Below are 21,535 nucleotides of genomic sequence, written 5' to 3' on the forward strand. Positions count from 1 at the left end.
TCAGATCCGCGTCGCTTCCGGTACCACCCGCTCGCCCAGCAGCCGGAGCGCGGCATGCTGGTCGGCACCGCGGACCGGGCCGATGGCATGGTCGATGCCGATGTGGTCCAGCCGCCGCAACTCCGCGAGCAGGGCCGGGACGTGCTCGCCGCGCGCGCCGGGGTCGAGGGGGAGCAGGACGGTCTTCTCGATCTCGGCGTAGTCGCGCCCGACGTCCTCGCAGTGCCGGCGGAGCACGTCGAGTTTGCGTGCGAGGTCCGGCCCGTGGAAGAGGTTGCAGGCGTTCCCGTACTCCGCGACCAGCCGCAGCGTCTTCCGCTCGCCGGAGCCGCCGATGAGGATCGGCGGGTGGGGGCGGCGCAGCGTGCCGGGGGAGTTGAGGGTGCGTTCGAGGCGGTAGTGACGGCCGGCGAAGGGCTTCTCGTCGTCGCTCCACATCTGCAGGCAGATCCGAAGGGTCTCCTCCAGTCGCTCGAACCGCTCCGCCACGGGCGGGAACGGCAGTCCGAGCCCGCGCGCCTCGGCGAGGTTGAAGCCCGCGCCGATGCCGATGCCCAGGGCGGCGCGGCCCTCGGACAGGACGTCCAGCGTGGTGATCATCTTGGCCAGCAGCCCGGGCTCGCGGTAGCCGGCCGAGGTCACCAGAGCGAGCAGTTCCGCCCGCTCGGTGGCCGCGGCCAGATAGCCCAGCGTCGTGTACGCCTCCAGCATCTCCTGCTCGGAGGCGCCCACGATCCCGATCTGGAAGAGGTGGTCCATGACGGCGATCCGGGTGAAGCCGAACTCCTCGGCACTACCGGCGAGTTGTGCCACGTGACGAGCGATGCCCGCCGGACCGCCGGGCTGGGTGAAATCCGCGATGGCGATGCCGAGGTTCATGCGGGCCCTCCGTGCTGTGGGCTGCCGGGGTTGTCGCCATCGAGTATGCCGGGACCACTATGTGCTTTGTCAAGCAAGGAAATTGGGGGGTCGCTCAGGCGCCGAGCGGCTGCGTGCGGTGCCTGCGCCGCACCTCCGACGAGGCGAAGACCGCCGAGATGCCGTGGACGATGCTGAACAGACCGAAGACGGTGGCCAGCGAGACCGCCCCGATGTCCGGCCGCACGAACAGGACGAACCCGAGCGCCACCGACACCAGGCCGGTCAGCAGGAACAGGGCCCGCTCGCCCGCCGTCTCACCGCGCAGGAACGCGAGGGCGACCTCCGTGGCACCGGTGGACAGCGCCCACGCGGCGACCCACAGGGTGAGCACCAGTGCCGTGATGCCCGGCCAGGCCAGGGCGCTGACCCCGGCCACCACCGACAGCACGGCCAGCAGCAGCCAGCCGAGGACGGGCCCCACCCGGTCGCTGCTGAAGGCGCGGACCCCGTCCATCACCGCGTACACGAACGCGTAGACGGCGAACAGGACGACGAACGCGCCGATCGTGATGCCGGGCCAGGAGACGGAGACGATGCCTATGACGACGGCCAGCAGGCCGCGCCAGAGCAGCGCGTTGGGCGAACTGAGCATGGAGTCCTCCGTGAACGAGGGGGCCGTGGCGCCGACTTCGCCCCGGCCTGGGAGCGTGACGGGCGGACGCTATCGGCATCGCGGTCCGCTGCCACCCGTCATTCGGCTGGTTCGGCTACTGCGACCGTGACGCGTGGGCTACGGAGCCTCGTCGTCCTGTTCCGTGGCGGGCATCGCCTCCAGCGCGCGGCGGAGAGCGGCGCGTGAGGAGATGCCCAACTTGGGATACACCCGGTACAGGTGAGAGCCGACCGTGCGGTGCGACAGGAACAGCCGCTCGCCGATCTGCTTGTTGCTCAGACCGGTCGCCGCGAGTTCGGCGATCTGCCGTTCCTGGGCGGTCAGCTGCTCCGGCGCCGCGTCGGGCCGGGCGCCGGAGACACCGGTGGCGCGCAGTTCGGCCGCGGCCCGCTGGGCCATCATCTCGGCGCCGATCCGGTCGAACGTCTCCAGGGCCGCGCCCAGTTGGGTCCGCGCCCCGGCCATGTCGTGGGTGCGGCGCAGCCACTGGCCGTACGCGAACTGGATGCGCGCGAAGTCCCAGGGCCAGCGCCCGGAGTCCGGAAGGGCCAGGGCGGCCTCGAACAGTGCGGCGGCCTCCGCGTCGGCGGCGGCCACGGCGGCCGCCCCCGCCGTGATCAGCTCGGTGCGCGGCCCGATCCGCGGAATCCCGGCCTCCTGGGCGGCGCGCACATGCGCCCGGGCGTCCTCGACACGGCCGGTGCGGACCGCCGCCTCCACGAAGTCCAGGACCATCCACCGGCCCGGCACACCGGCGGTGGGGGCACCGGGCGGGCCGATCCGGGCCGCCTGGGCGAGGGCCTCCTCGTAGTCGCCCTGTCCGATGGCCACGAGATTGCGTGCCGAACGCGCGTAGCCCTCCGTCACGTCCATGCCGCGCGGCGCCGCCCAGCTCGTGGTCTCCGCGCTGCGGGCGCGGGCGAGGTCCGCGTTGCCGCGCAGCGCCGCGCCCGAGGCCAGCACGGCCCGCAGCTGCCGCTCCCAGAACTGGTATCCGTAGGCCGTCGCCAGGTCCAGCCCCTCCTGCGCGAGCCGTTCCGCCTCGTCCCACTGTCCGTGCACGTAGGAGTCCTGGCAGAGCAGCAGCAGCGCCGGGATCACCATGCCGATCGCGCCGCCGTCCCGCTCCCGTTCGATCATGCGCAGCAGCAGGCACCGGTAGTCGGACAGGGCGTCCAGGGCGACGGCGGCGAAACCCAGCGGGACGATCTGCCAGGGGGCCGCGTCGACGGTCAGCTCGGCGAACGCGTCCGCGAGCCCTTCCCGGATCGCGTCGGACTTGCGGGTGGGGTCGACGTACGCGTCGTAGCACAGCCGGAACGGGGTGACCGCCTCCGGCGGGAACCGGGCCATCGCGGTGTCGAGCAGCTTCCACGGCTCGGGTCTGAGGGTGTAGAGGCTGACCAGCAGCAGGGTGTACAGGATGCCGAGCCGGTCCCAGTCGCCCTTCTCGGCCCCGCAGGCGTGGTCGAGGGCCTGTGCCAGCAGCCGGTAGGCGGTGTCGACATCGCCCCCGTCATGGGTGAGCAGATGGGCGGTGGCGGCGAAGACCAGCCCGGTCGGGGTGTCCGGGGTCTGCCCCGCATCCGCCAACAGCCGGTTCACCTGGTCGAGTTGACCGGTCATGGTGGCGAGGAAGGCGGCCTCGACGAGGCGGCGGGACCGGTCGACCGGGTGCGGACTGAGCTCGCCGGCCCGCATCAGCGCCGTGACCGCGGCGGACGCGGCGATCCGCCGCCGGTCGGAGAGCAGCGCGCCGACCGGCGCCGGCAGTTCGGCGGGCGATCCGGTGCCGCGCCGCCAGGCGGTCAGCGCCGCCTCGTCCAGCGCCCGCGCCACCGACTCGTCGGGCGTGGCGGCGGCCTCCGCGAGATGCCAGGCCCGGCGCTCGGGATCGGCGGCCAGCGCGGCGGCCAGCGCCTCGTGCGCGGCCCGGCGTTCGCGCGGCGAGGCCAGGTCCACCACGGCCGTGCCGATCAGCGGGTGACAGAACGTGAGACCGCAGCCGGCCGTGGGCGCGCGGACCAGGCCGGCCCGCTCGGCCGGGACCAGGTCGTCGATGTGGGCCGAACCCTGCGCCGCGGTGCGCAGCACGGTGAGTCCGGCGTCGGCGTCCAGGGCGGCCAGCAGCATGAGCCTGCGGGTCGGTGCGGGCAGCTCGGCGAGCAGCCCGGCGCAGGTCGCCTCCAGACGCCGCGACAGCTGGAGGCGGTCGGGCAGCGGATCCTGGCCGGCGCGCTGCCGCTCGGTGAGCGGTACGGGCAGCTCCTGGAGGGCCAGCGGGTTGCCGTCGGCCTCGGCCAGCAGCCGCCGGCGTACCACGGGGGCCAGCCCGGGGGAGCAGGCGTCCAGGACGGCGCCCGCCGATCGGGTGTCGAGCGACTCGACCGTGCGCTCGGGCAGCCCCGACCGGCGGAAGAGGTCCTCGGTCCCGATCCGGGAGGCGGCCAGGAAGACGATCGGGGCGTCCGCGATCCGCCGTACGACGAATCCCAGGACGGCCGCGCTGGCTTCGTCGAACCAGGCCACGTCGTCGGCGATCAGCAGCAGCGCGCGTTCCGCGGTGGTCAGTTCCAGGAGGGCGAGCAGCGCCGTCGACACCAGGGACTCCGGAGCCGGGCTCCGGGTGAGATCGAAGACCTGGTGGAGGGCGTCCCGATGGTGCTCGGCCAGCCGGTCGACGTCATGGCGCACCGGGTAGAGCAGCTGGTGCAGCGCCGAGAACGCGATCTTCGCCTCGGCCTGTGCGCCGGCGGCGCGCAGCACCCGCATACCGTACGCCGTGGCCCGTGCCGCGGCGGCGTCCAGCAGCGCCGTCTTTCCCACCCCCGGCTCGCCGTGCAGCAGGAGACCGGAGCTGCCCTGACCGGGACCGGCGAGCAGCGAGTCGATCAGTTCCAGCTCGGCGGCACGTCCGACCAGCTGCGCCCCGCCCGACGGTGATCGGCACGGTTCCTCGGTCTGACGACGCCTTTCGGAGGTGCTCACGGTTTGAATATAGCCCCCGCAAAATGCTTGACGGAGCAAATAGTTGATTAAAATGCCGGGTGGGCGCTGGGTAGGGTGGAGCGATGACCAGTGACCCAAGGCCGGAGGCCGAGGTCGCCGCCGAGTTGATGAAGGCGATGACCCGGCTGCGGGCCCGGCTGCGCACCGAGTCGGCCCCCAGTGACATGCGGTGGAGCTGGTCGCAGTTGACCACGCTGGGCCGCATCGTCGAGGAGGGTCCGGTCACGGCCAGTGAGCTGGCGCAGGCCGAGCATGTGCGCCGCCAGTCGATGGCCGAGACGCTCGCGTCGCTGCGTGCCGGGGGCCTGATCGCCAGCAGCAGGGATCCCGGCGACGGCCGTAAGACCCTCATCCACGCCACGCCCGAGGGGCAGGCCCTGTTCGGGATGATCCCGGTCGCCCGGGCGACCTGGCTCGGCGCGGCGATCGACGCGCATCTGCGGTCGGACGAGCGGGAGACCCTGCTGAAGGCCGCGGCGATCATGAACAGGATCGCGGACAGCGGGCGGTGACGGCCGGGCCGGGGGTTCGGCACATGGCAGAGGTGCCCCTCCGGGTGGGAGGGGCACCTCTGCCGTCCGGCCTCAGGCGGTCTTGGTCAGCGCCTGGAGGTCGCCGGTCTCGATGACGTGCGCCTGGCTCGGGAAGACCTTCTCCGTCAGGACCCGGTGGACCTCGGGGTCCGGGTCGCCGGTGGCGTCCTTGAGGACGTAGAGCCCGAAGTCGTCGTCGGCCGCCTGCCGAAGGGTTGTCAGCACCACTCCGCCGGTGGACAGTCCGGCGAGGACCAGGGTGTCTATGCCCTGCTTGCGCAGCAGTTCACGGGCGTCGGTGGTGCTGGCGAAGGCGCTGATACGGGTCTTGCGCACGGTGATGTCCCGCTCCCGCACCTCGAACGACTCGTGCAGCGCGGCCTCGGGGCTGCCGTCGGCGAGGAACCCGCTCTGCGCGACGGGCGCGAAGGACTTGTTGAGCTCGGGTACGGCGGCGAAGTCCTCCGGGGCGAAGGCGACCCGGACGTGGACGACCTGGACGTCGTTCGACCGGGCCCAGGACAGGGCCGCGTGGGCGCGGGAGAGCGCCTGGTCCGGGTCGGCGACGGCGGCGAGGACGGCCGGCTGGAAGTCCATGAGGAACAGGGCCGTGCGGGTGGGGTCGAGGTGCGGGACGGTGCTGGTCATTACCTGAACTTTCTTGTCTTGCCGGATGGTTCCGGCCGGTTGCGGAGGGTTGAGGAGAGTGGTCAGCGGGTGGGGTGCCGGTCGGTGTGCGCCAGCTGCCGGTCGAGGACCGTCATGACGAGGACGACGGCGGCGATGCCGACCAGCGCCCAGGAGATGTGCCGCAGGCCGGTGTCGTCGACGTGCGTGTGGAACGCGGTGCCGGTGATGGCCGCCGAGGCGATGGAGCCGATGTAGCCGAAGGTGCGCAGCAGCCCGGACGCGGTGCCGACGCTGTCGGGGGGTGCCTCCTGGTACAGGACGGTCTGGTTCGCCACCGTGCCGGCCCCCGAGGTGAGGCCGAACACCGCGGTGATCGCGACCACCACGGCCACGGGCGTACCGCCGTCCACGAAGACGGTGGCGACGGCGCCCACGAGCAGCAGCAGCGCGGAGACGACCAGCGGCGCGCGGACCCGGCCGCGCCGTGACACCACCCGGGCGGACACCGCCGACAGGACACCCATCGGGATGAGGACCAGGCCCGACTGGTAGGCGGTGAGTCCCCGGGAGGCCTCCAGCCACTGGGTGAGCCCGTAGAGGATCACGTAAGTGCCCAGCAGGGTGAGGCCGTTGCGCAGGTAGGTGCGGGTGAGCGCGAGGTTCGAGGCGAGCAGCCGGACGTTCAGGAAGGGGTTGGCCGCGCGCAGCTCCCAGGCCACGAGGACGGCGGCGATCACGACGGACACGCCGAGGGCCGGCCACTCCGGGGCGGGGAGCGAGGACAGGAACACGAGCAGTGCGGTGAGCGCCCCGCCGAAGCCGACGATGCCGGCCAGGTCGAGACGGGAGACGAGGGTGCGCGCCGACCGCCCGCGCACCCGGTCGGTGTCCTTGGGGATCCAGACCGCGGCCATGACGAAGGCGGCCACCGCCACGGGGACGTTGATCCAGAAGGCCGTCTGCCAGCCGAGTCGGCCGACCAGCAGGCCGCCGATGGCGGGGCCGACGGCGACGGTGGCGGCGCCCGCGATCGCCAGGCCGCCGAGGACGTTGCCGGGCGGCTGCCGCATGCCGGTCGCCTTGGCCCGGCGGCGGATCAGCAGCATCGCGGAGGGGTAGCCGGCGGAGGTGCCGGCCCCGATGAGCACCCGGGCCGCGACCAGGGACGGCATGTTCTGGGCGGCCGCGCCGAGGACACCGCCGACCAGGACGAGGACGATGCCGACGAAGAACACCCGGCGGGGCCCGAACTCCTCGGCCAGCCGCCCGGCCGCCGGCTGGGCTATCGCGCTGGTCAGATACAGGCTCGATATCAGGATCGCGGTGCCGCCCACGGAGGTGTGCATCGCGGCCGCGATCGCCACCAGGGCCGGTGCGATCACCGAGCTGTTGATCGGGTTGAGTACGGCGCCCATGTACAGCGGTGTCACGAAGGAGGCCCCGAAAGGCTTGCCCGGCGGAGCCTTTTCCTGCTGTACGGAGGCGACGTCGGCGGTGGTTCCCAAGGTGCTGCTCCTCCCGTCCCGCATGTGCGGCCGACCGGAATTAGGCAGGCTGCCTGTCAAACTATAGCAGGCTGCCTGCCTATCTGGTCGGGAGCGGTCACCCGCCCTGCTCGGCGCCGACCGCTTCATCGACACCGCCGCCGCTCCGCACGGCCGGTCCCACCGTGAGCTGTGAGCCGTGAGCTGTGAGCTGTGAGCCGTGAGCCGGGTCAGCGGTCGCGCCGCGCCCGGCGCGCCTCGGCCAGCGCGGGCAGCAGGGACAGTACGACGATCACGCCGATCAGCGGCAGCAGATAGCGGTCGATGTGCGAGACCGACGAGCCCAGGGCGAAGCCGGCCAGGACGAAGGTCTGCGACCAGAGCACACCACCGACGGCCTGCCAGAGGGTGAACGGCCGCACGGGCACCCCGAGCGCCCCGGCCGCCGGATGCAGCACCGACCGCAGCATCGGCACGAAGCGGCCGATCACCAGCGCCTTGCCGTACCCGTAGTGGGCCAGCAGCCGCTCCGCCCGGGCCGCCCCGGACTTCAGCCGCCGACTGGAGGTGCGGGCCAGCAGCGGGCGCCCGCCGTGCCGCCCGATCAGATAGCCCACCTGGCCGCCCGCCACCGCGCCGACGGCCGCACACACCAGCACCTGCCACAGCTCCAGCCGGGGCGGCCGGTCCGCGCTCGCCGCGCACAGCACACCGGCCGGGAAGAGCAGGGTGTCACCCGGCAGAAAGAAGCCGACGACCAGCAGCCCCGACTCGGCGAAGATGACCACCAGCACGGCCAGCGCGCCGAAGGCGGCGAGCAACGAGGCACTGTCCGTCGGATTGACGGCGATCACCGTCCTCGCCTCCCCGTCCCGCTCGCCGGTCGCTTCCCTCAAGTGTCACGTGACGGCCGCCGGCGCGCCCGGAAAGCGGGGGAGGGGACCGCCCCCGCCACGGCAGATGGTCGGGCACGGTCCCCCGCTCCTCGACCAGCCGGACCGAGCATCCGGGATGCTCCGCGGCGCGCACATGGCGGGCCGACCGGGTGGACGACACGGCCAACGTCGGCGTGCGGTAGGGACCCGGTCCGTCGCATGGACCCAGCGCGTCGCGCGGACCCGGCGTGTTCGGTACCCGGCCAGGGGGTCCCGGCCGTTTCCCCGCGTCGGCGGCGGATCCGCGGTGACGACCGCATGGTCGGTGATCCGCCGGCCGGTGCTGTGAGGCGTGGTGCCGGGGTGGGGTCAGGTCGAGGGGTAGCCGAGTTGGCGTCTCATATAGGGGGTCATGAGGGTCTTCGCCTTGGCCATGGCGGTGGCCCGGGTGCCGAGGACCGCGCTCTCGCCGAGCGGCACGGGCAGCACGGTCACCCCGTCGGCCGGGCCGAAGGGCACGATGAGCGGGGTGCGGCGGACGGCCCGGTAGGCGCGCGGCTTCTTGCTGTGCCGCCCCGAACTGCGCAGGTAGGAAAGGATGTTGTGGGCGGCGACCTCGGCCTGGGCGAGTGCGGCCGGGGTGACCTTGAGCTCGCTGACGTCGTTCACGTCACCGACCGCGAACACGTCCGGCCTGCCCTCGACCCGGAGCGTCCGGTCGACCTTGACGTGTCCCGTCCCGGTCAGCCAGTCGCCGTGCCCGGCCAGGCGCAGCCAGAGGGTGTTGGGGGTGGTGCCGGTCGCCCAGAAGGAGAGGTCGGCGGCGAGCACCTCGCCGTGGGCGTCGCGGTAGGTGCCGAAGTCGGTGCCGGGGGACATGAAGGCGTCCAGCCGGACCGTCACGTCGTGCGCCGCCAGCCAGGCCCGGGCCTTGCGGCCGGCGCGGGCGCTGCCCGTTGAGTGCAGCAGCTCCTGCCCGGAGTGCGCGAGGGTGACCCGGGCGTCCGGTCGGGCCAGCCGGATCTCGGCGCTGAGTTCGACGCCGGAGGGACCGCCGCCGACGACCAGGACGTGGTCGGCGGCGGCGATGTTGTGCTGGTGCTCGGCGAAGGCCTTCGCGGCCTCGTCGGGGGTGGAGCCGACGAAGCGGGCCGGTTCGGGGTAGTCGGCGCCGGTGGCGATGACCAGCACGTCGTACGGCAGCCGGTCGCCCGTGGCGAGGGTGACCCGGCGCTCGACGGTGTCGACGCGGACCGCCTTGCCCACGACCAGACGGCCGTTGGTGAGCAGCTTGTCGTACGGGATGAACGGGGCGCCCGTCCACTCCGGGCGCACACCCGCCCGCAGCGAGGCGATGCGGTGGAAGAAGACCTCCTTGCGGTCCACGAGCGTGACATGCGCCGCCGTGTCCAGCTTCTTCGCCAGTCGTATGCCCGCGTAACCGCCGCCGATCACCACTACGTTGCCGTCCCGCACAGCGATTCTCCTGAGCCAGGTGGGGGGAATGGCCGCGAGCCTAACACTTGAAACATCAAGTGCAGGGTGGGTTCTGTGAGAGTGCTGTAAAGACGCCCGCGGCCAGCGCGGTTCGGCTGTCCGGGGGTTCGGCGGCGTCCGCCTTCCGGCTCAAGTCGCCGTCAGGGGGCGGTCGGTGGGGTCAGCGGCGGTGGGGGCGTCGGGCGGCCGCCGTGCAGCCGGCGGGTGACCTCGGTCAGGTCGGCGATGAACATGCCCGCGAGTTCGGCGGTGAACCCGGTGCGTACGACGAGACGCAGGACGGAGACGTCCTGGCAGGGCGCGGGGAAGGTGTACGCGGGCAGGTGCCAGCCGCGGGCGCGCATGGCCTGGGAGACGTCGAAGACCGTCAGGCCCTCGGTGCCGGGCGCCAGGCGGAAGGCGAAGGCGGGCAGTTCGGAGCCGTCGGTGACCAGTTGGTAGGGCGGGATGCCCTGGATGCGGGTGGCCAGGGCGCGGGCCGTCGTACGGTTCTGGGCGGCCAGGTTCCGCAGCCCGTCGAAGCCGTAGCGCAGGAAGCTGTAGTACTGCGCGACGACGTGCGCGCCCGGACGGGAGAAGTTGAGGGTGAAGCTGGGGGAGCGGCCGCCGAGGTAGTCGACCTCGAAGACCAGGTCGTCGGGGAGGGCCTCGGCGTTGCGCCACAGGGCCCAGCCCAGTCCGGGGAAGACATGCCCGTACTTGTGCCCCGAGGTGTTGATGGAGGCGACCCGTTCGAGCTGGAAGTCCCAGAGCAGCCCCGGGTCGAGGAAGGGGGCCACCATGGCGCCGGACGCGCCGTCGACATGGACGGGGATGTCGGTGCCGGTGGCGTCCTGGTATCCGTCCAGGGCCAGGCAGATGTCCGAGACGGGCTCGTAGGAGCCGTCGAAGGTGGACCCGAGGACGGTGACGACACCGATCGTGTTGTCGTCGCAGTAGGCGGTGAGCGTGTCTGGCGTGAGGTGGTAGCGGCCCGGTTCCATCGGGACGTAACGCGGCTCCACCTCGAAGTAGTTGGCGAACTTCTTCCAGCACACCTGGACGTTGGCGCCCATCACGAGGTTCGGGTGCGCGGTGTCCTTGCCCTGGGCCCGCCGGCGGTCCTGCCAGCGGCGCTTGAGCGCGAGGCCGCCGAGCATGGCCGCCTCGCTCGAACCGGTGGTGGAGCAGCCGCGGACCTGCTCCGGGTACGGCGCGTGCCAGAGCCGGGCGAGCATCCGTACGCAGCGCTCCTCCATGGCGGTGATCTGCGGGTACTCCGCGCGGTCCGCGAGGTTCTTCTCCGCGGTCTCCGCCATCAGCTGCCGTGCCTGCGGTTCCATCCAGGTGGTCACGAAGGTGGCGAGGTTGAGCCGTGCGTTGCCGTCGAGCATGAGCTCGTCGCGCACTCGGCGGCCGACCAGGTCGGGCGAGGACGCGGTCGCGGGCAGTTCGTCGACGGGCATGAGCAGGTGGTCGACGGGCGGGAAAAGGTGGTCGACGGGCGGGAGGTCGTCGTCGACGGTCGGACGGTCGGGTCCGGGCGAAGCGGTCAGGGTGTCGAACTCGGGTGCGGTCATGACGTCGGTATGCGGGATGGGCATGAGTGCCTCGATGCCTTTCTGGTCCGTACGGCCCCCGTGCACTCCGAAGCTAGATCGCTTTTCGGTCCGGCATCTGCGCCGATTACACCGATCCAGTGATCGATTTGCGGACTGATGAACTGGATTTTCCCATCCACATACTGGCCGGGCCGACAGCGTGACCCGACAGGCCCGGCGGCGGCCCCGGCATCCCGGAAGCCCGCGAGTCGGTGGCGTCACGGCTGGACTGGGGGTGGCCCGGATGGCCGGGCGGCCCGCGCATACGGCGCAGGCGCCTCAGGGCGCCGGGTCGGTGACCGGCCGGGGTGCCGGGAGGGCGGCGATTCCGGCGCGCAGGAACGCCATCGCCGTCTCGATGTCGCGCTCCTGGGGGGCGCGGCACATCACCTCGCAGACGACCGCGGCCGCGGCGGCGGCCGCCATGCGCGGGCCGAAGCCGTCCGGGGCCTCCCCCCGCTCCTCGGCGAGGATGCGCGTGCCCTCCTGGATGACCTCCGCGAGGTGGGTGTTGGCGACCGCCCTGACCTGCGGGTTGAGTTCGAGCATCCGGTCGTGGAGGTCGTCCAGCTCGCCGAGGTCGGCGGCCTCGGCCCGCAGCCAGCGCTCCAGCGCGTCCACGATCGACTGTCCCTCCGCGCGCTCCCGCAGCGCCGCGCCCAGCCGGTCGGTGAACGCGTCGAACCGTGAGGTCGCCAGCTCCAGCTTGGACGGGAAGTACAGCGTGACCGTGCGCGGCGAGACCTCCGCCGCCTCGGCGATGTCGGCGATCGTCGTCGCCTCGAAGCCGCGGTCGGCGAACAGCCGGTACGCCGACCTGAGGATCGCCTCCCGGCGGCGTGCCTTGGAACGCTCTCGCAGACCCTCGCTCATCATGACCGACACTTTACCATCGGCGGCGTATTTACAGTCGACTGTAAAAATGCCGTACGTTGTTACAAGCGGAGTGAGCGAATGAGCAAGTGAGAGGGAAGAGGAACATGGCGTCACGCCTGTACACCTGGGGGCGATGGGCAGTACGCCGCCGCGGCTCGGTCATCGCGGTCTGGGCGTTGCTGCTCGCCGTCGTCGGTGGTCTCGGGATCACCCTGCACGGCAAGGTGACCACCGAGTTCTCGGTGCCGGGGATCGAGTCGCAGCAGGCCCAGGAGCTGCTGAAGAAGGAGTTCCCGCAGGCCTCGGGTGGCGTGGTCCGGGTGGTCTTCGAGGCCCCCGAGGGCGGCCGGCTGACCGCGCCCGGTACCGAGGCGGCCCTGGAAGCGAGCCTGAAGAAGGCGGCGCGGGTGCCGGGCGTCCTGGACGTCTCCGACCCGCTGAAGGCCAGGACGGTCGCCGCGGACCTGCGGATCGGCTATGCGGACGTCCGCTTCCGCCAGCAGGCCAGCGATGTGCCGCAGACCTCCAAGGACGCCCTGGACCGCGCGATGGCCCAGGCCCGCCACGCCGGTCTCACGGTCGAGTTCGGCGGCTCCGCGATGGACGCCAAGACCGAGGTCGGCGGGCCTGCCGAGGTGGTCGGTGTCGTGATCGCCTTCGCCGTGCTGGCCCTGGCGCTCGGCTCGCTGATGGCCGCCGGACTGCCGCTGCTGACCGCCCTCGTGGGCGTGGCGATCGGCGTCCTGGGCGTCCAGTTCGTCTCCCGCTGGGTCGAGATGACCAGCACCGCCACCGTGCTCGCCCTGATGATCGGGCTGGCCGTGGGCATCGACTACGCCCTGTTCATCATCTCCCGCCACCGCGAGCAACTCGCCGACCCCGACCAGGACGTGGCGGACTCGATCGCGCGTGCCGTGGCCACGGCCGGCGGCGCGGTCGTCTTCGCCGGGGCGACCGTGATCATCGCGCTGGCCGCGCTCGCGGTCACCGGCATCCCGTTCCTCACCCTCATGGGCCTGGCCGCGGCCGCCACCGTGCTGCTCGCCGTGCTCGTCGCCGTCAGCCTGGTGCCCGCCGTCCTGGGCCTGTTCGGCGAACGGCTGCGCCCCCGCGCCCGCCGGACCGAGCGGACCGAGCGGACCGAGTCGACCGGGGGACGCGAAGAGCGCCGGAGCGTTCCCGGTTCCTGGGGCCTGGCCTGGGGCCGCGCGGTCACCCGCAAGCCCCTGCTGGTCCTCCTGGCCGGTACGGTCGGCCTGCTCGCGCTCGCCGGGCCCGCCCGCGATCTGCGCCTCGGCCTGCCCAGCAACGCCTCGCAGCCCGTCGACAGCACCCAGCACAAGAGCTACGACCTGCTGACGGAGGGCTTCGGGCCCGGTTTCAACGCCACGCTGACCGCCGTCGTCGACATGAACGGAATACCGGCCGCCGACCACAAGTCCACCGTCAAGACGCTGAGCAGGACCCTGGCGAGCGACCGCGGGGTGGCCGTCGTCGCCCCGGCGGTCACCAACGCCGACTCGACCCTCGCCGTCGTCGCCGTGGTCCCCAAGACCGGTCCGGACGCCCAGGCGACCACCGACCTGGTGCACCGGCTGCGCGAGAACGCGTCCATCGTCGACAAGTCGGGCGGCACCCTCTACATCGCGGGTACGACGGCAGCCGCGATCGACGTCGCGGGCAAACTGTCGGACGCGCTGCCGCTGTTCGTCGCCATCATCGTGATCCTGGCGCTGCTCCTGCTGACCATCGCCTTCCGGTCCCTGCTCGTCCCCGTCAAGGCCGCCCTGGGGTTTCTGCTGTCGGTCGCCGCCTCCCTGGGCGCCACCGTGTGGGTCTTCCAGGAGGGCCACCTCAACGGCGTACTCGACATCCCCTCGGCCGGCCCGGTCACCAGCTTCCTGCCGGTCCTGCTCATAGGCGTGCTCTTCGGACTGGCCATGGACTACGAGGTCTTCCTGGTCAGCCGTATGCGGGAGCACCACGAGCACACGGGCGACGCGGCCGCGGCGGTGACGCAGGGCGTGGCCCGCAGCGGCCGGGTGGTGAGTGCCGCCGCCCTCATCATGGTCGCGGTCTTCGGCGGGTTCGTCTTCAACCACGACCCGATCATCAAGTCCATCGGCTTCGCCCTGGCGTTCGGTGTCCTGGTCGACGCGTTCGTGGTCCGCATGACGCTCGTACCGGCGGCGATGGCCCTGCTCGCCCGCCGCGCCTGGGGCCTGCCCGGCTGGCTCGACCGCATCACGCCCGACGTGGACATCGAGGGCGCGAAGCTGCCGCGACAGGCGCCGGTGGAGCCGGAGCGGGAGGAACACGAGGTGGCCGCGGGCTGATCCGGGCACCGCGGGCGAGGACGACGGCGGCGGTCAGGGCGTTCGCCGGGAAGGCAGTCGGGAAGGATCGGTTGCCCGGGTGGTGTGCGGCAGGGACGCCCAGTCGGCCCTGCCGCCGAAGTCACGGCCACCGGCCGGGACCAGGTCCGTCACGATGTGGTCCGGCAGCGGCGGCACGGCGTATCGAAGGTGGTGGCGAACGGCCCGTCGGCGGTCTGCCGGGCCCGCCCGACAGCACGGCGTGCCGAAATGGAGCTTCTTGTTCTTCGGCCGAGCACTTTCATCGAGGTCTTCCGTGTCCCAGCCCGTTGGCCGTGTGCCGCAGCGGCGCAATGCGCGGTCCAACCGGGCGCGCATCCTGGCCACCGCGCGTCAGGAACTCGGGCGGAATTCCGACATCACCCTGGAGGAGCCGGCCCGCGCCTCCGGCGTGGTCAGGCGCACCCTCTTCGGGCACTTCCCCGGACGGGCGGCGCTCCTGGAGGCGCTGGCCGAGGAGGTCGCCGAGGCGATCCAGGCCGCGGTGGCGGGCGGAGCGAAGGCGACGGAGCCGGCCGAACGGGCGCTGGCGTACTTCTCGTTGTCGGTGTGGCCGGTGGGTGACCGGTACCGGATGTTGCTGGCGTTGGCGCAGCGGGACCTGGGGATGGGGCGTGTCACCGAGATCCTCAGCCCCGCTCGTGCCAGGGTCACGGCCATCCTGGAGGAGGGGCAGCGGAGCGGCGTCTTCCACTCGTATCTGCCCGCCGCGGTGCTGGGCGCGGGGCTGGAGGCCATGACGGTCGCGCTGCTGGAAGAGGTCAACGCCGGAACGCTGGAGGACGACGGGACCCGGGTGGCCACCGCCACGCTCGTCGCGGCCGGCGTGCCGGAGAAGCGGGCGCGCGTCGTGGTCGACGACGTGGCCGCCGTGGTCGCGGCGCAGAGCGCTGCCGACGACTGAGCCGCCGTCAGGCCGCCCCGTCCCCGGTTCGTCATTCGCGTAGGGGCGGTGCCGGAGGGTGGTCAGACGAGGTCGGGGAGGGGACGCCGGGCGACCTCGTGGGCGTCGTCCGGTGGGACGCCCAGCATGAGCAGAGCCATCTCCGCGAGGTTCACCGCGGCCTCGTCGCCGTCCAGGTCGGGGCGGGAGAAGCGCAGCTCCACCAGGGACAGCAGGATGCCGCCCAGACCGGTGAGGGCGATCGCCGGGTCCGGGGCGTGGAAGCGGCCGGAGGCGATACCGGCCCTCAGGTCCCGCGCAGCCCGACTGGCCAGCCCGTTCTCCGAGTGGATGTGGCCGAGGCCGCGCCGGCGCACCACCTGCATCACCTCGTCGCCCGCCGCGACTCGGCACACACCCGCCGCGAGGCCTCGTCGAGACCCGCCGCCTGCTCGGCGAGGTAACCGGCCAGGACTCTCGGCAGGGACGGCAGAGACCCGCACGGCGGCGTCCCGGTCACCACGACATGCTGGGCCCGCCCGGCCAGCTCATCGACGATCGCACCGAGATCGTCCCCCACTCCCGCGGGGTGCGGCGCGCCAGCACATCGTTGACACCCGCGAGGAGCAGCGCGACGTCCAGCCGCTCTCCGAGCCCGGCCATCAGCCGGTGGCGGATGTGGCGGAGCGTTGCACCGTTCTCACCCACCACCTGCCACTCGACGGGCCGGCCGGTCCGGGCGGCGAGTTCGCGGGCGAGAAACACCGGGAACCCTTCCTCGTGGGTGCCGACGCCGCAGCCGGCCGCGGTCGACTCGCCCAGGACGCCGATGCGCACCGGAGGCCCGGACCCGTCTCCCACCGACCCCTCGGTGGGGCCGGCGGCCGGTGGCATTCTCTCGGTCTTCGAGCGCACCCACAGTCCCTGAGCGGCGACGACGGGCAACCAGAGGGGGTTCATGAGGCCGTCCTCGCGGTAGAGACTGCCGTACTGGTGCGGCGAGTTGACTGGAGCGGGCGGACCTCCTGGGCGTCCGCGACATGCTGCGGCGCCGATGTGGTCCGCCCATGGTCCGCGAACACCCGCGTACCGGCGGCGATCGCCCGCGCCCGTGGCTGCGTCGCCGTACGGCGCTCAGCTCCCATGGCTGCAGCATGACAGTAGTAACCAATGACTTCCAAGGGCCTCCCTGTGCGCTTCCCAGGCGATTCCAGGGCCGCGATCCACAGAAGCCTGAACGCCCTTACGGGCGAGCCCCGTTGGCCCCGTAGTACCTGAGAGCTACGTGGTCGGTTGGCTCCGTGGAGGGACGCCGGGGACGCGGGGCCGCCCGTAGCTTCGATGCCGTTGGAACACCGGCGATCACGGTCGGCTCCGAGGGAATCCGAAGGAATGCATCGGTCATGGTGACCCCCCGTTCACGTATCCACCGCCTACGGCGTCTGCTGCCGGCCACTCTCGTCGCGGCCCTGCTTTCGGTGCCCGTGATCGGGGCCGCCGGGCCGGCGGACGTGCCCGCACCCAGGCCCACCTCCTCGGCCGCCCTGGGTCCCGTCGACTCCGCCTCGCTCCGCACCCGTTTCGCCGCCACACGCGCCGACATCGAGGCGGCCGAGCGCACCGCCGAGGAGCACGGTGACGGTGAACGGGCTTCCGCCCTGAAGGCCATGGCAGCAGCCGACCGGCACTTCCTGACCTTCGACGGGCGGGACGGCGGCCGTACGGCGGAGGTGTTCGGAGACCTCGCCCGAGCCGAACGGATCGCCGTGGTGGTGCCCGGCGCGGACGTCACCGTCGACAACTACTCGCGCCTGCGCAACGCTTCCAGGTCGCTGCGCCGTCAACTGCCCGCCGGATCCGCGGTCATCGCCTGGCTCGGCTACCGCCCGCCCTCCACCGTCAGCCTGGCGACGGTGAACAGCGAACGGGGCAGCGACGCGGGCCACGCCCTGCGGAACTTCGTCGCGGAGCTGACCGACGCACTGCCCCAGGCCCGTACGACCCTGGTCTGCCACTCGTACGGCACCGTGGTCTGCGCACACGCCGCGTCGCGTTCCCCCGTGGCGGACATCGTCCTGTGCGGCAGCCCCGGCACCGGATACCAGGACGTCGGCTCCCTGCACACCCACGCCACCGTCTGGGCCGGGCGAGGACGCGACGACTGGATCGCCGACGTCCCCCACCTGCGACTGCGACTCGGCTTCACCGAGGTCGGCCTCGGCACCGACCCGCTCTCACCGGAGTTCGGCGCCAGGGTCTTCGACGCGGGCGACGGCGGCCACAGCGACTACTTCGCACCGGGCTCTCTGCCCCTGCGCAACATCGCACGGATCGTCGCCGGGCGGGCCCCGTCCGGCACGCCCTCGGGAGGACACCATGCCTGACCTCGTCCGGCGCATCGACCAGGCGACTCCGGCCGACCGCGACCGAGCCGTGGACGGTCTGCGCGCCCTGGCCATCCTCGGCGTCGTCCTCGGCCACTGGCTGGTGACCGCCCTGGTGGTGGACACCGGAACACTGCACGGCGACAGCCCGCTGCGCCACATGCCCGAACTCACCCCGGTCTCCTGGGTGTTCCAGACCCTGGCGGTCTTCTTCTTCGTCGGCGGACAGGTCGCTGCCGGGAGCTACGCGTCCGCCGTCGCCCGGGGTACCTCATACGGGCGGTGGCTCGCCGCCCGGCTGGGCCGGCTCGTCAGACCCGTGACCGTCGTCCTGGTCGTCTGGAGCACCGCCGCCGGCGGCATGCTCGCCGCCGGGGTGGGCCAGAAGACCGTATGGGCGCTGTGCAAGCTGGTGTGGTCACCCCTGTGGTTCCTGCTGGTCTTCATAGTGCTCTCGGCACTGACCCCGCTGGTGGCGAGGCTGCATCCGCTGTGGCCGCTCGCGCTCGTCCTGAACGTGGACATCGTCCGCTTCGGATTCGACGCGCCCGGGTGGCTCGCCTCGGTGAACGTGATCGCCGGCTGGCTCGTGCCCTACTGCCTCGGCGCGGCCGGCGCCAGGGGACGCCTGCGGTCCCGGACCACCGGATGGATCCTGCTGCTCGGCGGCGCCGCCGCCACCGCCGCACTCGTGCTCTGGGCCGGCTACCCGGCGTCGATGGTCGGGGTCCCCGGCCAGACGGTCTCCAACCTCGATCCGCCCACCCTCGCGGTGGTGACCTTCGGCCTCGCCCAGTGCGGTGCGGCGGTGCTGCTGCTCGGACCGCTGCGACGCGCGCTGCGACGCCCGGCCGCCTGGGCCGTGATCGCCATGGTGAACCTCTACGCGATGACCGTCTACCTGTGGCACCAGACCGCGATGATCGTCGTCACCGTGGTCGGCATGGCCGTCGGAGCCCCGCGCACCGGATCGCGGACGGTTCCCGACACGCTCGCCTGGGTCGGCGCCCGCCTGCTCTGGCTGCCGGTGTTCGCCCTGGCGCTGACGGCCCTGTGGGCGCTGTTCCGGACGTACGAGCAGCGGCGGCCCACCGGTGGCGGCGTGCGAGCCTCGGGCCGGGAGCGCGGGGCGCCGATGTCGGCCAAACGGTACGGATAGTCCGGACGACGTGATGGGCGGGCGGTCGGACGACCACCGGTTGTGGTGTGACGGCGGCTCAGATCAGTCCGGCCCGTATGGCGTAGGAGACCGCATGGGCGCGGTTGCGTGTCCACATGCGCTGGACGTTCGGGGTTCGGCTGGTGGCACACGCTCTCCGGGAGCGGCTCGGGCCGCTGGAACGCAGTCGGTTGTCCGCCGCCGCGGTGGACCCTGTGGGCGGACGCCGACGCGACGGGTACCGCGTCCGGGGCGAAGCCGCCGATGACGGCCGGGCTCGACGAGGCGGACGCGGTGGCCTACCTGGCGCACCGGATCGCGGAAGCGGGGACTCTCGTCGACCGGGACCGCGCGATCACCGACCTGACGGCCGCCGCGGAACGCCTGCCTCCCGACTCCGAGGGCAGGGGAATGCTCCGGTGGTGCCAGGCGGCCCGCCACCTCATCAAACGTCCCGCCGACCGGGTCCCGGCCCTGCAGCGGTACGCCGTCGCCGCCTACTTCGCCGGGGACTTCCGGATCGCGCGGACCATCGCCGAGTCGATCCTGCGCAACCGCCCGGACATCCTCGGCCCACTGGAACTCCAGGAGACCGCCACCTTGTTCACGGCGGCGACCGCCGACGACCTGGACTGGCGCGCACTGTCCCGGCTGGCCACGCCGCAGCGGTGGGACGAGCTGCGGCTGCCCACCCTGGCCACCGCGACCGGCCGGGCGCCGGCCCTGTGCCTCCTGGCGAGGTGGCACGAGGCGCTGGACCTCCTGGCACGGACAGAGCCCGTCTGGACCACCGAGGCCCGTGCCCGCGCCAATCCCGCCTGCTTCCGCGACGTGGCGGAACTGGCGCTGGGCCCCTACCACGCGTACACACTGACCGTCACCAAGTTCGACGAGCTCCTCAACGGCGGTGACCTGCACGCCGGGGAAGCCCTTCTGGCCGCTCAGGGTCTGACCCCCGACCTGCTGCCGCGGTCCAGCCTGACGCCGGCCAGGCAGCGGTGCTGCGGACTCTCGGCGATCCGGCCGGCGCCGAGAAGTCGCTGCGGCGCGGCCTGGAAGCGGCGGACGCGCACGGGCAGGTCCCCGGCACCGAGGAACTGTGGGCCTCCCTCACCGAGTTGCTCGCGGAAAGCGGGACGCACGGCTGAGGCGGTGACCTGCCTGGAACGGCTGGCACGGATCTCCGACCGGATGGGCACCGGAAGGACACGGCTGACATACCTGCTCGCATCGGCCCGGGCCCTACGGCAGGACAGTCCCGCCACCGCCGGGGAACGGTTGAGGGAGGCCGTGGATCTGGCACGGCCGCGCAGCCAGCCCTTCGAGACGGCGGTGACCCTCGTCGCCGCCGCCGCCGCCGACGCGGGCGCCGGCCCACCCGCACTGCTGCGCGAGGCGTACGACCTGTTCGGTCAGTGCGGCGCCGCACTGGACCGCTTCCACACCCAAACCGCCATGCGTGCGGCCGGGATCACGGTCCCCGCTCGCAAACAGGCCACCCTCGAGAGCGAGCAGCTGCTCGCGACCCTGATCGCCGAAGGACTGACCAACCGCCGGATGGCCACGGTGCTACGGCTCACGGAGGACGCGGTCGCCACCAGACTGTCCCGGCTGTTCGCACGCACCGGGCTGCGGTCCCGCACCGAAGTGGTCACCGCCGTACTCACCGGCTACCGCGCTCGCAGTCTCGCCTCCGACGCGTAGCAGCGAGATGGGCGTCCGGCTGGACATCTTGACTGGTCAGACGCCCTTGCGTCGGTCTCGGCCCGGGCCATGCCGGAGATATGAGCGCACGCCCGTCGCTGTCCCAGCGATCTGTCCGACGCCCGATGGGCGCACTGGAACGCGGTGTACCGTCCGGTGCTGGATCGCTCGCACGGGCTTCCGCCGGGCGTTGCGTGGCAGGATCTGCCGACATGGAATTCTCCGAGGTAGTGCGCCGTCGACGCATGATCCGCCACTACACCGACGAGCCGTTGGCCCCAGAGGTGATCGAGCGGATCCTCGCCTCCGCACTGCGAGCCCCTTCGGCCGGCTTCTCCCAGGGCTGGGCCTTCCTCGCCCTGACGGATGAGGCCGACCGCGCTCGCTTCTGGCCGTTCGTACCCAGCCGTGTCGAAAAGACGCCAACCATGCAGGATGCTCCGCTGGTCGTGGTGCCTCTGGCCCACAAGGCGGCCTACCTCGAACGCTACGCTGAGCCGGACAAGGGATGGGAGGACCGCGCCGAAGCCCGCTGGCCTGCACCGTATTGGCACATCGACACAGGGATGGCCGCCCTGCTCATGCTGCTGACCGCCGTCGACGAGGGCCTTGGCGCCTGCTTCTTCGGCATCATGCCCGAACATCTGCCGTCCTTCCGTGCCGAGTTCGGGGTACCCGATGAGTACGACCCCATCGGCGGGATCACGGTCGGCTACCGCGCCGACGACCTGCCCCCGCAGATTTCTCGTGTCAAAGAACGCAGACGTGGGGCGGACGAAGTCATTCATCGCGGGCACTGGGGACGACACACCTGAACCTGTCCTTCTGGCAGCGGCCGTCTCCGTGATCCTGAACCCTGCTGCGACTTGCTCGACGAACGTGCAGCGCGAGCAGCAGGGCAAACCACCGCGCGGCCTTCCGGAGCACACGCGGTGACACGCACTCTCTCTCGTCAGATCCAACGGCTTTGCGGTGGTGGTTGGTTCCCGACAGGGATGTGACGTTTCGCCCA

At 72.2% G+C, this 21,535-nt stretch carries 17 protein-coding genes and 1 pseudogene; 7 read left to right on the forward strand and 11 right to left on the reverse strand.

Annotation, left to right across the window (positions count from 1 at the left end):
- The 3 genes from ACGFZQ_RS47910 to ACGFZQ_RS47920 all read right to left on the reverse strand — a co-directional run bounded on the left by ACGFZQ_RS47910 (position 1) and on the right by ACGFZQ_RS47920 (position 4,522).
- Positions 1–879 (reverse strand): LLM class F420-dependent oxidoreductase, encoded by an 879-nt coding sequence (locus tag ACGFZQ_RS47910; RefSeq protein ID WP_393845816.1) that lies wholly within the window; start codon positions 877–879, stop codon positions 1–3.
- Positions 880–973: 94 nt separating this feature from the next.
- Complete coding sequence (locus ACGFZQ_RS47915; protein WP_393845817.1) at positions 974–1,513, reverse strand: HdeD family acid-resistance protein; 540 nt, start codon at positions 1,511–1,513, stop codon at positions 974–976.
- A gap of 138 nt (positions 1,514–1,651) precedes the next feature.
- Positions 1,652–4,522 carry an AAA family ATPase gene (locus ACGFZQ_RS47920; RefSeq protein WP_393845818.1) on the reverse strand — a complete coding sequence of 957 codons (2,871 nt, stop codon included), beginning with the start codon at positions 4,520–4,522 and terminating at the stop codon, positions 1,652–1,654.
- 83 nt (positions 4,523–4,605) lie between these two features.
- On the opposite strand from ACGFZQ_RS47920, the gene ACGFZQ_RS47925 reads away from it, so the two are divergent.
- On the forward strand, positions 4,606–5,055 hold the full coding sequence (locus ACGFZQ_RS47925; RefSeq protein ID WP_393845819.1) for a MarR family winged helix-turn-helix transcriptional regulator: 450 nt from the start codon (positions 4,606–4,608) through the stop codon (positions 5,053–5,055).
- 72 nt (positions 5,056–5,127) lie between these two features.
- Here the strand turns inward: ACGFZQ_RS47925 and ACGFZQ_RS47930 are convergent, their stop codons facing one another.
- The 6 genes from ACGFZQ_RS47930 to ACGFZQ_RS47955 all read right to left on the reverse strand — a co-directional run bounded on the left by ACGFZQ_RS47930 (position 5,128) and on the right by ACGFZQ_RS47955 (position 12,018).
- Positions 5,128–5,724 (reverse strand): cysteine hydrolase family protein, encoded by a 597-nt coding sequence (locus ACGFZQ_RS47930; RefSeq protein WP_393845820.1) that lies wholly within the window; start codon positions 5,722–5,724, stop codon positions 5,128–5,130.
- Between the two features lie 62 nt (positions 5,725–5,786).
- Complete coding sequence (locus ACGFZQ_RS47935) at positions 5,787–7,211, reverse strand: MFS transporter (RefSeq protein WP_393845821.1); 1,425 nt, start codon at positions 7,209–7,211, stop codon at positions 5,787–5,789.
- Between the two features lie 209 nt (positions 7,212–7,420).
- Positions 7,421–8,044, reverse strand: a complete 624-nt coding sequence (locus ACGFZQ_RS47940) for a DedA family protein (protein WP_393845846.1) — start codon at positions 8,042–8,044, stop codon at positions 7,421–7,423.
- A 390-nt stretch (positions 8,045–8,434) separates the two neighbouring features.
- Complete coding sequence (locus ACGFZQ_RS47945; RefSeq protein WP_393845822.1) at positions 8,435–9,541, reverse strand: NAD(P)/FAD-dependent oxidoreductase; 1,107 nt, start codon at positions 9,539–9,541, stop codon at positions 8,435–8,437.
- A 161-nt stretch (positions 9,542–9,702) separates the two neighbouring features.
- Positions 9,703–11,145 carry a glutamate decarboxylase gene (locus ACGFZQ_RS47950; protein WP_393845823.1) on the reverse strand — a complete coding sequence of 481 codons (1,443 nt, stop codon included), beginning with the start codon at positions 11,143–11,145 and terminating at the stop codon, positions 9,703–9,705.
- Between the two features lie 276 nt (positions 11,146–11,421).
- Complete coding sequence (locus tag ACGFZQ_RS47955; protein WP_393845824.1) at positions 11,422–12,018, reverse strand: TetR/AcrR family transcriptional regulator; 597 nt, start codon at positions 12,016–12,018, stop codon at positions 11,422–11,424.
- A 104-nt stretch (positions 12,019–12,122) separates the two neighbouring features.
- Between ACGFZQ_RS47955 and ACGFZQ_RS47960 the strand changes: the two genes are divergently transcribed.
- Positions 12,123–14,354 carry an MMPL family transporter gene (locus ACGFZQ_RS47960; RefSeq protein ID WP_393845825.1) on the forward strand — a complete coding sequence of 744 codons (2,232 nt, stop codon included), beginning with the start codon at positions 12,123–12,125 and terminating at the stop codon, positions 14,352–14,354.
- Positions 14,355–14,649: 295 nt separating this feature from the next.
- A complete protein-coding gene (locus ACGFZQ_RS47965; protein ID WP_393845826.1) occupies positions 14,650–15,297 on the forward strand; it encodes a TetR/AcrR family transcriptional regulator in 648 nt (215 codons plus the stop codon).
- A gap of 62 nt (positions 15,298–15,359) precedes the next feature.
- On the opposite strand, the pseudogene ACGFZQ_RS47970 reads toward ACGFZQ_RS47965, so the two are convergent.
- Positions 15,360–15,677: pseudogene (locus tag ACGFZQ_RS47970) on the reverse strand (TetR/AcrR family transcriptional regulator); the annotation flags it as partial.
- A gap of 115 nt (positions 15,678–15,792) precedes the next feature.
- Complete coding sequence (locus ACGFZQ_RS47975) at positions 15,793–16,236, reverse strand: GDSL-type esterase/lipase family protein (RefSeq protein WP_393845827.1); 444 nt, start codon at positions 16,234–16,236, stop codon at positions 15,793–15,795.
- A 446-nt stretch (positions 16,237–16,682) separates the two neighbouring features.
- On the opposite strand from ACGFZQ_RS47975, the gene ACGFZQ_RS47980 reads away from it, so the two are divergent.
- The 4 genes from ACGFZQ_RS47980 (at position 16,683) to ACGFZQ_RS47995 (ending at position 21,338) form a co-directional block, all read left to right on the forward strand.
- Positions 16,683–17,660: an alpha/beta hydrolase gene (locus tag ACGFZQ_RS47980; RefSeq protein WP_393845847.1), complete on the forward strand. Its 978-nt coding sequence runs from the start codon at positions 16,683–16,685 to the stop codon at positions 17,658–17,660.
- Complete coding sequence (locus tag ACGFZQ_RS47985; RefSeq protein ID WP_393845828.1) at positions 17,653–18,819, forward strand: acyltransferase; 1,167 nt, start codon at positions 17,653–17,655, stop codon at positions 18,817–18,819. Before ACGFZQ_RS47980 ends, ACGFZQ_RS47985 begins: the two co-directional genes overlap by 8 nt.
- 264 nt (positions 18,820–19,083) lie before the next feature.
- Complete coding sequence (locus ACGFZQ_RS47990; RefSeq protein WP_393845829.1) at positions 19,084–20,523, forward strand: hypothetical protein; 1,440 nt, start codon at positions 19,084–19,086, stop codon at positions 20,521–20,523.
- A gap of 212 nt (positions 20,524–20,735) precedes the next feature.
- Positions 20,736–21,338 (forward strand): nitroreductase family protein, encoded by a 603-nt coding sequence (locus ACGFZQ_RS47995; protein WP_393845830.1) that lies wholly within the window; start codon positions 20,736–20,738, stop codon positions 21,336–21,338.
- Positions 21,339–21,535: the final 197 nt, after the last annotated feature.

The sequence above is a fragment of the Streptomyces sp. NPDC048254 genome (assembly GCF_043201895.1).
Lineage (GTDB): Bacteria > Actinomycetota > Actinomycetes > Streptomycetales > Streptomycetaceae > Streptomyces.

Excerpts from the sequence above, each read along its gene's own strand:
- ACGFZQ_RS47910 (WP_393845816.1), bottom strand. The coding sequence starts at position 879 with ATGAACCTCGGCATCGCCATCGCGGATTTCACCCAGCCCGGCGGTCCG.
- ACGFZQ_RS47915 (WP_393845817.1), bottom strand. The coding sequence starts at position 1,513 with ATGCTCAGTTCGCCCAACGCGCTGCTCTGGCGCGGCCTGCTGGCCGTC.
- ACGFZQ_RS47925 (WP_393845819.1), top strand. The coding sequence starts at position 4,606 with ATGACCAGTGACCCAAGGCCGGAGGCCGAGGTCGCCGCCGAGTTGATG.
- ACGFZQ_RS47930 (WP_393845820.1), bottom strand. The coding sequence starts at position 5,724 with ATGACCAGCACCGTCCCGCACCTCGACCCCACCCGCACGGCCCTGTTC.
- ACGFZQ_RS47950 (WP_393845823.1), bottom strand. The coding sequence starts at position 11,145 with ATGCCCATCCCGCATACCGACGTCATGACCGCACCCGAGTTCGACACC.
- ACGFZQ_RS47955 (WP_393845824.1), bottom strand. The coding sequence starts at position 12,018 with ATGATGAGCGAGGGTCTGCGAGAGCGTTCCAAGGCACGCCGCCGGGAG.
- ACGFZQ_RS47960 (WP_393845825.1), top strand. The coding sequence starts at position 12,123 with ATGGCGTCACGCCTGTACACCTGGGGGCGATGGGCAGTACGCCGCCGC.
- ACGFZQ_RS47975 (WP_393845827.1), bottom strand. The coding sequence starts at position 16,236 with ATGAACCCCCTCTGGTTGCCCGTCGTCGCCGCTCAGGGACTGTGGGTG.
- ACGFZQ_RS47985 (WP_393845828.1), top strand. The coding sequence starts at position 17,653 with ATGCCTGACCTCGTCCGGCGCATCGACCAGGCGACTCCGGCCGACCGC.
- ACGFZQ_RS47990 (WP_393845829.1), top strand. The coding sequence starts at position 19,084 with ATGACGGCCGGGCTCGACGAGGCGGACGCGGTGGCCTACCTGGCGCAC.
- ACGFZQ_RS47995 (WP_393845830.1), top strand. The coding sequence starts at position 20,736 with ATGGAATTCTCCGAGGTAGTGCGCCGTCGACGCATGATCCGCCACTAC.